The organism is Sphingomonas fuzhouensis (assembly GCF_034659795.1).
Lineage (GTDB): Bacteria > Pseudomonadota > Alphaproteobacteria > Sphingomonadales > Sphingomonadaceae > Sphingomonas > Sphingomonas fuzhouensis.
Genome location: NZ_JAXSQY010000002.1, coordinates 374,203 through 389,230, shown reverse-complemented (window position 1 = coordinate 389,230; position 15,028 = coordinate 374,203). Strand labels below are relative to the sequence as shown.

4 protein-coding genes are annotated in these 15,028 nt (G+C 70.2%); all 4 read right to left on the bottom strand.

All coding sequences use genetic code 11. From position 1 onward, the window contains the following. Positions 1-33: 33 nt before the first annotated feature. On the bottom strand, positions 34-10,989 hold the full coding sequence (locus tag U1H82_RS06255; RefSeq protein ID WP_322964062.1) for a BapA/Bap/LapF family large adhesin: 10,956 nt from the start codon (positions 10,987-10,989) through the stop codon (positions 34-36). Between the two features lie 194 nt (positions 10,990-11,183). Next, a complete protein-coding gene (locus U1H82_RS06250) occupies positions 11,184-12,152 on the bottom strand; it encodes a family 43 glycosylhydrolase (protein ID WP_322964061.1) in 969 nt (322 codons plus the stop codon). Between the two features lie 110 nt (positions 12,153-12,262). Then, complete coding sequence (locus U1H82_RS06245; RefSeq protein ID WP_322964060.1) at positions 12,263-13,573, bottom strand: glycoside hydrolase family 28 protein; 1,311 nt, start codon at positions 13,571-13,573, stop codon at positions 12,263-12,265. Between the two features lie 83 nt (positions 13,574-13,656). After that, a complete protein-coding gene (locus tag U1H82_RS06240; protein WP_322964059.1) occupies positions 13,657-15,027 on the bottom strand; it encodes a glycoside hydrolase family 27 protein in 1,371 nt (456 codons plus the stop codon). Position 15,028 lies beyond the last annotated feature (1 nt).

Genomic DNA, 15,028 nt, shown 5'->3' with positions numbered 1-15,028 from the left:
TCAATTCCGTTTTCGGATCGTTGTGCAAGATGGTCAGACCAGGTGCATCGTGGCGAGCTTTTCCTGCTCCGGATCGACCGAAACGGACAGATAGCCCAGCGGGTCTTGCGGCACGGGAGCCTCGGCAATGGTATCGGTAACTATCGGCATAACAGAAACGTCATGTGTCGATTCGGTCACCGGCTCGCTCGGCACGCTATGGGCGTCGAGATAGCGGGACAGCACGTCCTCGACGCTGCCTTGCCCCTCCATCAGCGACAGCGCGAGCTGGGTGTCGGCATGATCCGCCGTCATCGGCACGGCGGCGTCATGTTCGACGGCCAGCGTCATGGGCACGACATCGCCATGCAGGTGCAGCGGCTCCTCCACGGCCAGCGTGGTCAGCGTCGCCGGGAAGACGGGCGCGACTCCATTGTTGATGTCGACGGCCACGTCCAGCCGGGCGGTCGACAGCTGCCCGTCGGGCTGCACGATCTGATAGGTGAAGCTGTCGATCGGGTCGGTCCCGGCATAGGTCAGGCGGGTCGAAGGCTGATAGCTATATTGCCCGACCTCGTTGATGGTCAGCGTGCCATAGGTGCCGGTCACCGTCAGGGGCGTCTCACCCACCTCGACGAAACCGCCGCCGACGAGCACCTTGACCCCCAGGAAGGGGCTGCCCAGCGTATCGTTGGCAAGCAGGTCGCCGCTGACCGGGGTCGTGCCGGTCAGGGTGAAGCGGTCGAGATGGGTGACCGTCTCGCCGACATAGACATTGGTGGTATAGCCCGCGCCCAGCGTGTTGGTGCTGGTGACGGTGTAGTTATAGGTGCCGGACGGCAGCCCGTTCATCGTCACGGTGAGGCCGGAGCCGATCAGCCCGCCGACCCCGGCGACCGCCGTGCCCGATGCGGTGCCGACCACCGCCCCCGCCGCATTGGTGACGGTGATCGTATAGCTGGGCAGCAAGGCCAGGCCCGGCGCGATCGCGGCGGTCAGGGTGACGTTCGCCACGCTGTTGGGCTCGACCGTGAAGCTGTCGACGACCCGCCCCGTCTGCGCGCCCCCGAGGAGGACGGCGGTGGGGGTACCGAAGGTCGAGTCGATCGCGGGCGGGATGGTTTCGACGACATTGGCGAAGGTCGCGGTGGCGGTGGCCACGTCATTGACCGCGATCGGCGTGCCGGTGACATCCGGGCTGCCGATGGCGATGGTCAGGGTCGCGCTTTCCCGCTCGCCGTCGCTCGCGTCGAGCAGCGTGTAGGTGAAGCGATCGGTCTTGCCCAGCACGGCGGCATCGGCATTGGGGGTATAGCTGTAGCTGCCATCGCGATCGATGATCAGCGTCCCCCATTGCCCGACCACCCGCGTATCGTCCCCCGTGACGGCGGTGGTGACGCCGTTCAGCGTCACGCTTTCGACGCGGGTCTGCGGGCTGACCACATCGACCTGGCCCGTGGGGCCCGGATCGGTGATGACGTTGCCGTTGGTCGTTGCCGGGATCACCTGGCCGATATCGGTGAAGTCCGAATCGACGCCGGTGACGCGGAGCCCGCCGAGCAGGCCGACGCCCAGCGTATTGTCGAAGGTGACGAAGGCCCGGTACTGGCCCGGTGCCAGATCACCGGCCGTGGCGACAAGGTTGCCGCCCAGCAGGCTGACCTCCAGCAGCGAGGAATTGCCGCCGCCATTCACCGCGACCCAGTTGGTCCCGTTAAACCGCTGGAGCACCACCGAATAGCCGCTGGCGACGCCCAGCGACAGGGTGGCGTCATAGGTGAAGGTCGCATCCAGCGTATGGCCCTGCTGAACGGTGAACTGGACATTGGGAATGGCCAGCACCTGCGCGTTCAGATTGACCAGCCCGAGCGAGACGAGCGCGGTGTAATTGGCGCCGCCCAGGTTCTGGTTGGTCTGCACCGGCAACAGATCGACCTGTGCCGAGGCGACATTGTCGAAGGCGCTGATGTCGAACGGCGCGATCACCGCCACCGTGCCCGACACATTGCCGGCCCCGTCGCGCAAGCCGACCGCCAGCGTCTGGCCCGCCACCTGCGGACTGGTGAGCGTGACGGCATAGCCGCCGCCCGCGCCGACCAGTCCGGAGCCGATGATGGTGCCCCCGGCATTGCGGACCTCCACCGTCGTACCGGGCTCGCCCAGGCCGGTCACGATCGTACCGGTCGCGTTGATCGCAGCGGTGGGGGCGGCGGGCGGCGTGATGTCGGGCGCGGCCACCGGCGTCTGGGGCGAGACATTGCCCGCCGCATCGACCTGGGTCACGGTCAGCGCCTGGCCATTGGCCTGCGGCGTGGTCAGCGTGGCGCTATAGGTGCCGCCGCCGCCCACGACCGCGCTGCCGACCAGTTGGCCCTGTGGATCGAGGATACGCACCGTCGCGCCGACCTCGCCGGTGCCGGTGACGACCGTGCCCGTGCCGTTGACCAGCGCCACCGGCGCGGCGGGCGGGGTGATATCGGGTGCGGTCAGCGGCTGGGTAGGCGAGACGTTTCCGGCCGCATCCGCCTGGGCGACGGTCAGCGCCTGGCCATTGGCCTGTGGCGTGGTCAGGGTCACGGCATAGCTGCCGTTCGCCGCGACGATCGCCGTCCCGATCGGATTGCCGAGCGCATCGCGCACGGTGACGGTCGCGCCGACTTCACCCTGACCCGTGACCAGCGTGCCGACGCCGTTGATCGCGGCGGTCAGACCGACCGGCGCGGTGATGTCGGGCGCGGTCGCTTGCGTGATGGGCGAGACATTGCCCGCCGCGTCCGCCTGGGTCAGCGTGACGATCTGGCCGTTCGCCTGGGCCGGGGACAGCGCGGCGACGAAGCCGCCATTGGCATCGACCAGCGCGGTGCCGATCACCGCCCCGCCGACGCCGCGAATGGTGACGGTCGCGCCGGGCTCACCGGTGCCGGTCAGGGTGGTGCCGTCGCCCGACACGGTGCCGATCGGCGCCAGCGGGGCGGTCAGGTCGGGTGCGGTGACGTTGGCGGGCGTCGAGATATTGCCTGCCGCATCGGCCTGCGTCACCTGAAGCACCTGGGCGTTGACTTGTGGCGGCGTCAGCGTCGCGGCATAGCTGCCATTCGCCGCGACGATCGCCGTGCCGACCACCGCGCCACCCGCATCGCGGATGGTGACGGTTGCGCCCGCTTCACCCTGGCCGGTGACCAGGCTGCCCGCGCCGTTGATTGCGGCGGTCAGCCCGATCGGCGCGGTGATGTCGGGCGCCGTCGCCTGGGTAATGGGCGAGACATTGCCCGCCACATCCGCCTGGGTCAGCGTGACGGTCTGGCCGTTCGCTTGGGCCGGGGTCAGCGTGGCGGTGAAGCCGCCATTGGCATCGACCAGCGCGGTGCCGATCACCGCCCCGCCGACGCCCCGGATGGTAACGGTCGCGCCGGGCTCGCCAATGCCGGTCAGGGTGGTGCCGTCGCCCGAGACGGTGCCGACCGGCGCCAATGGCGCGGTCAGGTCCGGGGCGATCACGGTCGCGGGCGTCGAGACGTTGCCCGCCGCATCGGCCTGGGTCACCTGAAGGACCTGCGCATTGACCTGCGGTGGCGTCAGGATCGCGGCATAGCTGCCATTCGCCGCGACAATCGCGGTGCCGATCACCGCGCCACCCGCATCGCGGATGGTGACGGTCGCGCCCGCTTCTCCCTGGCCGGTCACGACACTACCCGCACCGCTGATCGCGGCGGTCAGGCCGACCGGCGCGGTGATGTCGGGCGCGGTCGCCTGGGTGATGGGCGAGACATTGCCCGCCGCATCCGCCTGGGTGAGCGTCACGGTCTGGCCGTTCGCCTGGGCCGGGGTCAGCGTGGCGGTGAAGCCGCCATTGGCATCGACCAGCGCGGTGCCGATCACCGCCCCGCCGACGCCCCGGATGGTGACGGTCGCGCCTACCTCGCCGGTGCCGGTCAGGGTAGTGCCGTCACCCGAGACGGTGCCGATCGGTGCCAAAGGCGCGGTCAGATCGGGTGCGATCACGCTGGCGGGCGTCGAGACGTTGCCCGCCGCATCGGCCTGGGTCACCTGCAAGACCTGCGCATTGACCTGTGGCGGCGTCAGGATGGCGGCGTAGGTTCCGTTCGCGGCGACGATCGCGGTGCCGACCACCGCACCACCCGCATCGCGGATGGTGACGGTCGCACCCGCCTCGCCCTGGCCGGTGACCAGGCTGCCCGCGCCGTTGATCGCGGCGGTCAGCCCGATCGGCGCGGTGATATCGGGCGCGATCGCCTGCGCGATGGGCGAGACATTGCCCGCCGCATCGGCCTGAGTCAGCGTCACCAGCTGGCCGTTCGCCTGGGCCGGGGTCAGCGTAGCGGTGAAGCCGCCATTGGCATCGACGATCGCGGTGCCGATCACCGCCCCGCCGACGCCCCGGATGGTGACGGTCGCGCCCACCTCGCCGGTGCCGGTCAGGGTGGTGCCGTCACCCGAAACGGTGCCGATCGGCGCCAGCGGCGCGGTCAGGTCGGGTGCGGTCAGGGCGGCGGCGGGCGAGGGATTGCCCGCCGCATCGCTCTGCACCACGGTCAGGGGCTGGCCGTTGGTCTGCGGCGTGGCGAGCGTCACGGCATAGGCGCCGCCCGTGCCCACGATCGCACTGCCCAGCAGCGTGCCGCCGCCGTCGAAGATCCGCACCGTTGCACCGACCTCACCAGTGCCGCTGACGATCGCGCCGGTCGTGTCGATCGTGGCGACGGGCAGGGCGGGCGGGGTCAGATCGGGCGCGATCGCGGTGGCGGGGGGCGAGACATCGCCATCGGCATCGGTCTGCGTCACCCGCACCGTCTCACCATTGCGCTGCGGCGTGGTCAGCGTGGCGGTGTAGGTGCCATCCGCCGCGACCTGGACGTTGCCGATCACGGCACCATTTGCGTCACGCACGATGATCGTCGTGCCGAGCTGCCCGGTGCCGGACACGCTGGCGCCGTCGGCTCCGACGGTCGCGGTGGGGGCGGGCGGCGTGTCGTTGGGGATCAGGTCGGGCGCGGTCGCGCTGCCCGGTGCCGAGACATTGCCCGCCGCATCCGCCTGGGTCAGGGTCAGCACCTGGCCGTTGGTCAGCGCGCTGGGCAGCGTCACGCTGAAGCCGCCAGTGGCGTCCACCGGCACCGTTGCCAGCACCAGTCCGACCGGATCGGTGATCGTCACGATCGCGCCGATCTCGCCGGTGCCGGTCACGGTGGCTCCGTCGCCCGAGATGGTGGCCACCGGCGCGTCCGGCGGCGTACGGTCGAGCGCCGTGACCGTGGTGATGGGCGAGGGGTTCCCGGCAACGTCCGCCTGGGTGACGCTCAGCACCTGGCTGTTCAGCTGGGCCGCCGACAGGATGACCGTGAAGCCGCCCTGCGGCCCGACGATCGCGCTGCCCAGCACGCCGCCATCCGGGCCGCGCACGGTGACGGTCGCGCCGACTTCGCCCTGGCCGCTGACGATCGTGCCGGTCGCGTTCAGTGTCGCGACAGGCGCGGCGGGCGGGGTGATGTCGGGGGCCGTAATGGCGGTGGCGGTCGAGACATTGCCCGCCGCGTCGGTCAGCGTCGCGCTGACCGCCCCGCCATTGGCCTGGGCCGGGGACAGGGGCACGCTGAAGCTGCCATCCGCACCGACGGTGCCGGTGCCGATCACCGCGCCGCCGGCATCGCGCAAGATGACCGTCGCACCGACCTCGCCGGTGCCCCCGGCATTCGCGCCGCGCGCGTCGAGCGTGAAGAGGGGCGCGTCCGGCGCGGTGATGTCCGGCGCGGTGGCCGGGCTGGGCGTCGAGGTGTTCCCGGCGGCATCGGCCTGGGTCACTTGCAGGACCTGACCGTTCAGCTGGGCGGTGGTCAGGGTCAGCGCATAGGCGCCGGTCGCGCCCGCAATACCGGTGCCGATGATCGTTCCGGCCGGGTCGCGCACGGTGATGGTCGCGCCCGCCTCCGCCTGGCCGCTGACGATGGTGCCGGTGCCGTCGACGCTCGCGGTCAGGCCGACCGGCGCGCTGGTGTCGAGCGCGGTCAGCGATAGCGGCAGCGAGACATTGCCTGCCACGTCCGCCTGGACGACCGACAGCGTCTGGCCGTTGGTCTGCGCGGGCGAGAGCGGGACGGCGAAGCTGCCATCGGCGGCGACCACCGCGCTGCCCAACAGCTGTCCGGTGGCGCTGCGCACGGTGACGGTCGCGCCCGCCTCACCGGTGCCGTTCACCGATGTACCGTCCGCCGATATGGTGCCGAGCGGCGCCAGCGGGGCGGTGAGGTCCGGAGCAACCGGGGCCACCGGGGCAGAGACATTGCCCGCCGCATCGGCCTGCGTCACTTGCAGCGTCTGGCCGTTGACCTGGCCGGGGGTGAGCACGGCGACATAGCTGCCGTTCGTGCCGACGATGGCGGTGCCGATGATCGCGCCGATGGGATCGCGGATCGTGACCGTCGCACCCGCTTCGCCGACGCCGGTGACGATCGCGCCGTCCCCGCTGATCGCGGCGGTGAGGCCGGTCGGCGCGGTGATGTCGGGCGCGGCGACGGTGACGATCGGCGAGGCATTGCCCGCCGCATCGGTCTGGACGAGCTGGAGGCTCTGGCCATTGGCCTGGGCCGGGGTCAGCGCGACGGCGAAATTGCCGTCCGTACCCACCTGGCCGCTGCCCAGCAGCGTGCCGTCGGCCGCCCGGATGGTGACGGTGGCACCCGCCTCGCCGGTGCCCGACAAGGTGGCGCCATTGTCGACGACCGACCCGGTCGGGGCGAGCGGTGGCGTCGTGTCGGGGGCGATGACGGTGGCGGGGGCGGAGACATTGCCCGCCGCATCGGCCTGCGTCGCTTGCAGGGTTTCGCCATTGGTCTGCGGCGTGGTCAGTGTCGCGCTATAACTGCCATTGGCGGCGACGGTGGCGGTGCCGATCACCGTGCCGGTCGCGTCGCGAATGGTGACACTCGCGCCCGCTTCGCCGGAGCCGGTGACGATCGCGCCGTCGCCGCTGATGGCGGCGGTGAGGCCGGTCGGCGCGGTGATGTCGGGTGCGGCGACGGTGACGATCGGCGAGGCATTGCCCGCCGCATCGGTTTGAACGAGCTGGAGGCTCTGGCCATTGGCCTGGGCCGGGGTCAGCGCGACGGCGAAATTGCCGTCCGTACCCACCTGGCCGCTGCCCAGCAGCGTGCCGTCGGCCGCCCGGATGGTGACGGTGGCACCCGCCTCGCCGGTGCCCGACAGGGTGGCGCCATTGTCAATGACCGACCCGGTCGGGGCGAGCGGTGGCGTCGTGTCGGGGGCGATGACGGTCTCGGGGGCGGAGACATTGCCCGCCGCATCGGCCTGCGTCGCCTGCAGGGTTTCGCCATTGGTCTGCGGCGTGGTCAGTGTCGCGCTATAACTGCCATTGGCGGCGACGGTGGCGGTGCCGATCACGGTGCCGGTCGCATCGCGGATGGTGACGGTCGCCCCCGCTTCGCCCGAACCGGTGACGATCGCGCCGTCGCCGCTGATCGCGGCGGTCAGCCCGATCGGCGCGGTGATGTCGGGCGCGACCAGCGCTGTGGCGGGCGAGATATTGCCGCCGCGATCGGTCTGGTCGATCGACAGCGCTTCGCCATTGGCCTGGGCGGGCGAGAGGGGCGCGGTGAAGCCGCCATTGGCACCTACGACCGCCGTAGCGATCACCGTTCCATCGGCATCGCGCACCCGCACCGTCGCGAAGGGTTCGCCGGTGCCGGTCACGCTGGTCCCGTCGGCGGCGATGGTCGCGTCCGGGGCGGCGGGCGCGGTCAAGTCGGGGGCGGCGACCGTCGCGGGTTGCGACGAATTGCCCGCCGGGTCGGTCTGAATGGCCGACAGGGTCTGGCCGCTGGTCTGCGGCGGGGTCAGTGGCAGGGTGAAGCTGCTGTCCGCGCCCACGACCGCGCTGCCCAGCACCGTGCCGGTGCCATCGACGATGCGGACCGTGGCACCGGGTTCGCCATTGCCATAGACCGCGCTGCCATCGGCCGACAGCGTGGCGATGGGCGGGGCGGGCGGCGTGATGTCGGGCGCGATCACGGTCGCGGCGGGCGAGATATTGCCTGCCGCATCGACCTGGGTCACGCTCAGCGTCTCGCCATTGGCCTGCGGCGTGGTCAGCGTTGCGCTGAAACCGCCCCCGGCGGGCACGGTCACGCTGGCCAGCACGGAGCCATCGGCCGCGCGGACGATCAGGGTCGCGCCTTCCTCACCCGTGCCGCTGATGCTGGTGCCATCGGCGCTGAGCGTGACGGTCGGCGCGGCGGGGGCGACCAGATCGGGGGTGATCGTCGCGGTCGCGGGCGAGGCATTGCCCGCCGCGTCGGTCTGGACGACCGACAGGGTCTGGCCATTGGCGACTCCGGCGGGCAGCGCGACGTTGAACTGGCCGTCCGTCCCGACCGTCGCGGAGCCGACCGGCTGGCCGCTGGCATCGACGACCTGCACCGTCGCTCCGGCCTCACCGATACCGGTCAGCAACGTGCCATCCGCGCTGACGCTGGCGCTGGGCGCGGCAGGCGCGGTGATGTCGGGCGCGACGACGGTCGTACTGGGCGAGACATTGCCCGCCGCATCGCTTTGCGTGACGGTCAGCGTGCCGCCATTGGCCTGCGGGGTGGCCAGCGGCAGGGTGTAATTGCCCGCCGGATCGACGGTGGCGGCACCGATCGGCTGACCCGCGCCGTCGCGGACGGTGACCGTTGCGCCCGGTTCGCCGGTGCCGGTGATCGTGGCACCATCGCTTGCGATCGTGGCGGTTGGGGCGACGGGCGGAGTCGTGTCGGGCGCGCTGATGGTGACGGCGGGCGAGGTGTTACCCGCCGCATCGCTTTGCGTGACGGTCAGGGTTTCGCCATTGGCCTGTGGCGTGGCCAGCGGCAGGGTGTAGGTGCCCGCCGGATCGACGGTGGACGCGCCGATCGGCTGACCGGCGGCGTCGCGAACCGTCACGGTCGCGCCGGGCTCACCGGTGCCGGTAATCGCGGTGCCGTCGCCCGCGATCGTGACGGTCGGTGCGGCGGGGGCGGTGATGTCGGGGGCGTTGATGGTGACGCCGGGCGAGGTGTTGCCCGCCGCGTCGCTCTGCGTCACGGTCAGCGTTTCGCCATTGGCCTGGGGCGTCGTCAGCGGCAGGGTGTAGGTGCCCGCCGCATCGACGGTTGTGGCGCCGATCGGTTGACCCGCGCCGTCGCGGACCGTCACCGTCGCACCGGGTTCACCGGTGCCGGTGATCGCGGTGCCGTCAGCAGTGATATCCGCCGTCGGTGCGAGGGGCGCGGTCAGATCGGGGGCGGTCAGGGTGATGGTCGGCGAGGTGTTGCCTGCCCCGTCGCTCTGCGTGACGGTCAGGGTCTCGCCATTGGCCTGGGGCGTGGCCAGCGGCAGGATATAGGTGCCGTCCGCATCGACGATCGTCTCGCCGATCGTCTGACCGGCGGCGTCGCGGACCGTCACGGTCGCGCCGGGTTCGCCGGTGCCGGAAATGGTCGTGCCTTGCGCGTCGATCTCGGCGGTCGGCAGCGGCATTGGATCGGCGTCGATGGCCGCGATCTGGGTGGTCGGCGAGACATTGCCCGCCGCGTCCGTCTGGGTCACGACCAGCACGCCGCCACCCGTCTGCGCGGTGGTCAGCGTCACCGTATAGCTGCCATCGGCCGCGACGGTCACGGTGCCGATCGGCTGCCCGTCCGGGCCGACGACACGCACGGTCGCACCGGCCTCGCCCGATCCGCTGACCGTCGTGCCATCGGCGGAGAGGGTGGCGCTGGGCGCGGCGGGCGGCGTGATATCGGGTGCCGCCAGCGTGACGGCGGGGGAGACGTTCCCGGCGGGATCGCTCTGCGTGACGGTCAGGGTTTCGCCATTGGCCTGAGGCGTGGTGAGGGTCAGCGTATAGCCGCCTTGCGCATCGACGGTCGCGGTGCCCAGCACTTGTCCGGCGGCGGTGCGGACAGTGACGGTCGCGCCCGCCTCACCGGTGCCGGTGATGCTGGTGCCGGTGCCGTTGATCGTCGCGCTTGGCACGGCGGGTGGGGTGATGTCCGGCGCGGCAAGGCTTGCGGCGGGCGAGACGTTACCCGCCGGATCGCTTTGCGTCACGGTCAACGTCCCGCCATTGGCCTGCGGGGTGGCGAGGGTCAGCGTATAGCCGCCCTGTGCCCCGACGACGGCGGTGCCCAGCACCTGTCCGGCGGCGTCGCGGACCGTCACGGTCGCGCCGGGTTCGCCGGTGCCGGTGATCGTCCGGCCGTCGCCGGTGATCGCCGCGGTCGGTGTGGCGGGCGGGGTGATGTCGGGCGCCGTCATGGTGGCGGGGGGCGAGACATTGCCTGCGGCGTCGCTCTGGACGACAGTCACGGGCTGGCCGTTGGTCTGGGGCGGGTTGACCGGGATGGTGAAATTACCGTCCGCCCCGACCGTGCCCGAGCCGATCACATTGCCGCTGCCGTCGGTCACGCGGATCGTCGCGCCCGCCTCGCCCCGACCGGTGACGCTGGCGCCGTTGGCGGTGAAGGTGGCGGTCGGCTGGGCGGGGGGCTGGGTGTCGGCGGACGCGCCATCGGTCGGGTTGCGATTGTTGCCGCCCCCGCCCGAAACCGCCGCGACCAGCCCGCCGACACCCGCCACGCCCAGTACGGCGGGCAGGATGAAGGACGATCCACCGCCCTGCGCCGCTGCCGCCGCGCCCATCAGATCGTCGAGATCAGTGATCGCGGTGAACCGCCCCGCCCCGCTCGCCGAGGGGTGCGCCAGCCACTGGCTACCCTGGTCTTCGCGCAGCACCAGGTCGCTGACCTTGCCCTGTTGCTGGTCATAGAAATTGTCGATGCGAATGGTCTGGCCATCGGTCAGGCGGATGAGGAGGTCATTGCCCTCGCGCTCCATCGTGGCGACCTGCGACCGGTCGAGGTCGAGCCGCACCACGCTGGGGGCGTTCAGCTCGATGACGTTGGCGCTGGTCGTGGTGGTGGTGCCGGTCGCTTTTGCGATGATCTCGGTCTGCATGGCCTGTTCCTCCCATTGCATGTCGTCATGCCCCGGCATGGATGCCGGGTCGGGGGGCGCGGTGATGGCTTTGCTTGCGCCGACACGCAGCCTCCCCTTACGCAAACTCTAACCGCAAAGTTTGGCGCGTGATGCGTGGGCACCGTTTTCGGAATTAATTCAGATGGTTAATGCGAATTAACCTGGGGCAAGGTTCAGTCGCGACGCGGCAGGATCGGCGCATCGCCATCGGTCATGCGCACCGGGCGGATGCTGCCATCGGCGGCATAGGTGATGCGGTCGATCGCCACGACCCGCTCGCCCTGAAACGGGCCGGGGCCGGGCGCGCGGTCCCAGCGGTGATAGACGATCAGCCAGCGGCCGTCCGGGGTCTTCACGAAGCTGTGATGTCCCGGCCCCTGATGGCGGTCATCGCTGGTCAGGATCGCGCCGCGATAGCGCCATGGCCCGATCGGCGAGGGCGCGGTGGCATAATGCACCGAATAATCGGGGCCGTTGAACCGGCCATGGCTGTAGGAGAGGTAATATATGCCGCCCCGCTCATGCATGAACGCCCCCTCGGTGAACTGGGGCGGGTTGGCGACCGTCACCTCGCGTGCGATGCTCACCATGTCGGGCTTGAGTTCCCAGACGCGCAGGCGCGCGCCCGCGCTGCCGCCCGCATAGAGATAGATCTTGCCCGATTTGCGATCGGTGAAGACCATCGGGTCGATCGCCTCGAAGCGTGTGTCGCCGGTGATCAGCGGACGGCCGCTGTCGCGATACGGGCCCTCGGGGCGGTCGGCGACGGCGACGCCGATCCGGCTGGGCGTCGGGTTCTGCGGGCCGACCGAGTAATAGAGATAATATTTGCCGTTCCGGGTCGCGACGCCGGGGGCCCAGAGGAAATGCTCGGGCGCGCCGTCATCCTTGATCCAGCCTATCTGGTCGCGCCGGATCAACTCGCCGCGCGGACGCCACGTCTTCAGGTCGCGGCTGGAAAAGGCGCCGAAGCGATCGGCGGCCCAGCTTCCCCCCGGCCCGCCGGTGGGGAACACCCAAAGTTCCTTGCCGATCATGATCGCATGCGGGTCCGCGCCCTGGAATTGCGGATTGCGGGCGACCCCCGCCGCCGCAACGGTCAGCGCCAGCCCGGCGGCCGCGAATGCGCTCAGTCTCTTCATGCTCGTCCTCTCCCGCATCGTCGCGACCGTCCGTCCCGCTTATGGCGGTGTTCGGTGGTCGTCTGGGCGCAGGCTATTGTGGGCGAGCGATTTGTCCACCCGTCACCACGCTAGCGATCGTTGGGAAAGGGCACCCAGGACGCCGTGCAATCCGGCGTGGTTCCGGCGAGAACAGGCGATGAAGCCAGGCCCGGCGGCGTGGGGGATACGCCGCCCGGACCGGTGGTGATATGCGCGTTCTCGACCTGCCAGACCGCTGTCGGATCGAAGCGGACGCCGTCCAGCGTCACCTCCAGCGGATGGCTGGCATCATGACCGCGCAGCACCAGGGTCCCGTCGCCGCCGGTCACGCCGTTCAGGACGATGTCGCGATAGACCGGAATGGCACCCCCTTGCGCGGATGCGTCATAGCGGGTGTCGAAATCGATCGGCCGCTGGTTGTGGCGCAGGCATATCCCCTCATAACGGACCCGCGTCACCAGCCCGCCACGGCTGGCATCGCTCTTGATCCGCAGGCCGGAGGTCGTGCCGTCGAGCGTCACGTTGCGCACAAGGATGTCGCTGACCCCGGCATTGGTCTCGCTGCCGATCGACAGGCCGTGACCGGCATAGAAATGATCATCGAGGATCGAGACATAGCGGGTCGGGCCGTGCCCCGCCTTGATCGCGATATTGTCGTCGCCGGTCCGGATGAAGCTGTGCGCGATGGTCACGTCCTGCGACGCGCCCGGATCGATGCCGTCGGTGTTGCGCGCATCGGCGGGCGTGTCGATCCGCACGCCCCAGAAGGTCGCGCCCCGCACGTCGTTCAGCACGATGTGGAAGTTGGGCGCGTTGCGGAAGGTCGTGCGATAGAAGACCAGATCGCGGGCATGATCCGCCTCGACCAGTCGGGGGTTGTTCTGCTTGCCGCCTTCGCGTTGGGCTTGCCGGGCGAGTTGCCACCAACTTTCGCTCTGCCCCGCCATGATCGCGCCGCCCGATCCGTCGATCACGCCGTCCCCGACGATGCCGCCGCCGCGCGTGCCGTCGAAGCTGATGAAGGGCAGGCAGCCATTGCCCTTGGCCGCGATCGTCCCGCACAGGCCTTGCCCCCGGTCATAGGCGCGCGGATCGGGGACGGCGATCAGGGTCACGCCGCGATCGAGCCACAGCGTCACGCCCGATTTCATGCGCAACGGGCCGCTGACGAACCGCCCGTCGCCTGGCCCCGCGACCAGGCGAACGGCGGTGCCCGAGGGGCAATGGTCGATCGCCGCCTGAAGCCGCCGCGTCTCCGTCCGCCAATCGGCTCCGTCCGGCGACAGGCTGGTGCAGCCTTGTTGCGGCAGGGTCGGCTCGGCCACCGATCGGCGGTCCTGCGCCATGGCGGGGGCGGCGAGCAGCAACAGGGCGGGCAACAGGCGAGGGGAAAGCGACATGGACCTGATCCTCGAATGGGGCGCAGGCGTCATGCCACCGCCCTCCCCGCCATGGCATGGCCGATTTCCAACGGTTCGTTCATTCAGGCCCGAAGGCGATACAGCCCCGATCCATGCGGCGGCAGCATCTGTGCGAAGCGCCCCTTGGCGCGGCCCAGCGATGCGCCGCTCCACAGATCGGTCACACCCATCTCGCCGCTCAAACCCAGATAGTGGAAAGCCAGACCGACTTCCTTGGGTTTGTCGCCGGTGTTGAACAGCGCCAGATAGCGGTCGCCGGGCGCGCCCTCGGGCTTGGCGGACCAGATGCGCGCGCCGTCCTCGACGAAATGCGGCTGGTTGTCGGTCGAGGCTTGGTTGACCGCCAGCACCGCCCGGTTGGTCAGCAACGCCAATGTCGGCGCATCCAGATAGCGCAGGTCGCCCCCCATGATGAGCGGCGAGCGCGCGATCAACCACAGGGTCATCAGCGTGCGCTGCTCGTCGGGCGTGAACTTGGTGTCGCGCTTGCCCAGCGCCAGGCGGCCGAGCGGCAGCATGTCGGCATCCGGCCAGCCGCCCGGCCCGCGATAGAGCGTCCAGTTCTCCAACCGGGTGAACTGCGCCTCCAGCATCGACCATTCGTCCCAGAAATCGTCCGAGATGCGCCACATCTGCGCGAAGCGTCGGACATGGGCTCCGCGAAACAGCGGGGTTTCGCCGGGCGACAGGCTGAGGATCATCGGACGGCCGCTGTTGACGATCGCCTTGTGCGCCGCCTCGATCTCGGGCGCATGGGCGTCATAGGGGCGGCTCATATCGTCCATCTTGACGAAATCGACGCCCCAGGACGCATAAAGCGCGAAGACGCTGTCATAATAGGCCTGCGCGCCGGGCTTGGTCATGTCGACGCCGTACATGTCCGGGTTCCACGAACAGATGCTGCTGGTGTCGGCGATGTCGGCGGCGCGGTAGCGGGTGCCCAGGATCGGCAGGTTCTTGCTGACCGCCAGCCGGGGGATGCCGCGCATCAGGTGGATGCCGAACTTCATGCCCATTGCATGGATGTCCGCCGCCAGCCTGGTGAAGCCCGATCCGTCCGCGCTCGACGGGAAACGGTTGGGCGCCGGGATCAACCGGCCATAGCCGTCCATCGCGGGCACCGGCGCGGCATTATATTCGTAGCTGGATGCCTTGGGCTCATACCATTGGATATCGACGGTAAAGACGTCATAGCCGAAGGGCAGCAGCTTGGCGCGCATGATCGCGGCGGTTTCGCGCGCCTGCGCCTCGGTGATGGTGGTCGCGAAGCTGTTCCAGCTGTTCCACCCCATCGGCGGACGGGGCGCGAGCATGTCCGACCGCGCCGCCGCTGCGCCCGTCGCCCCCAGCGTCAGCCCGCCGGTGATCGCGGCCCCGGCGGCGACCCCGGCGAGCGCCTGTCGACGGCTGATCCCGCCCCCGTCCTTGCCCATG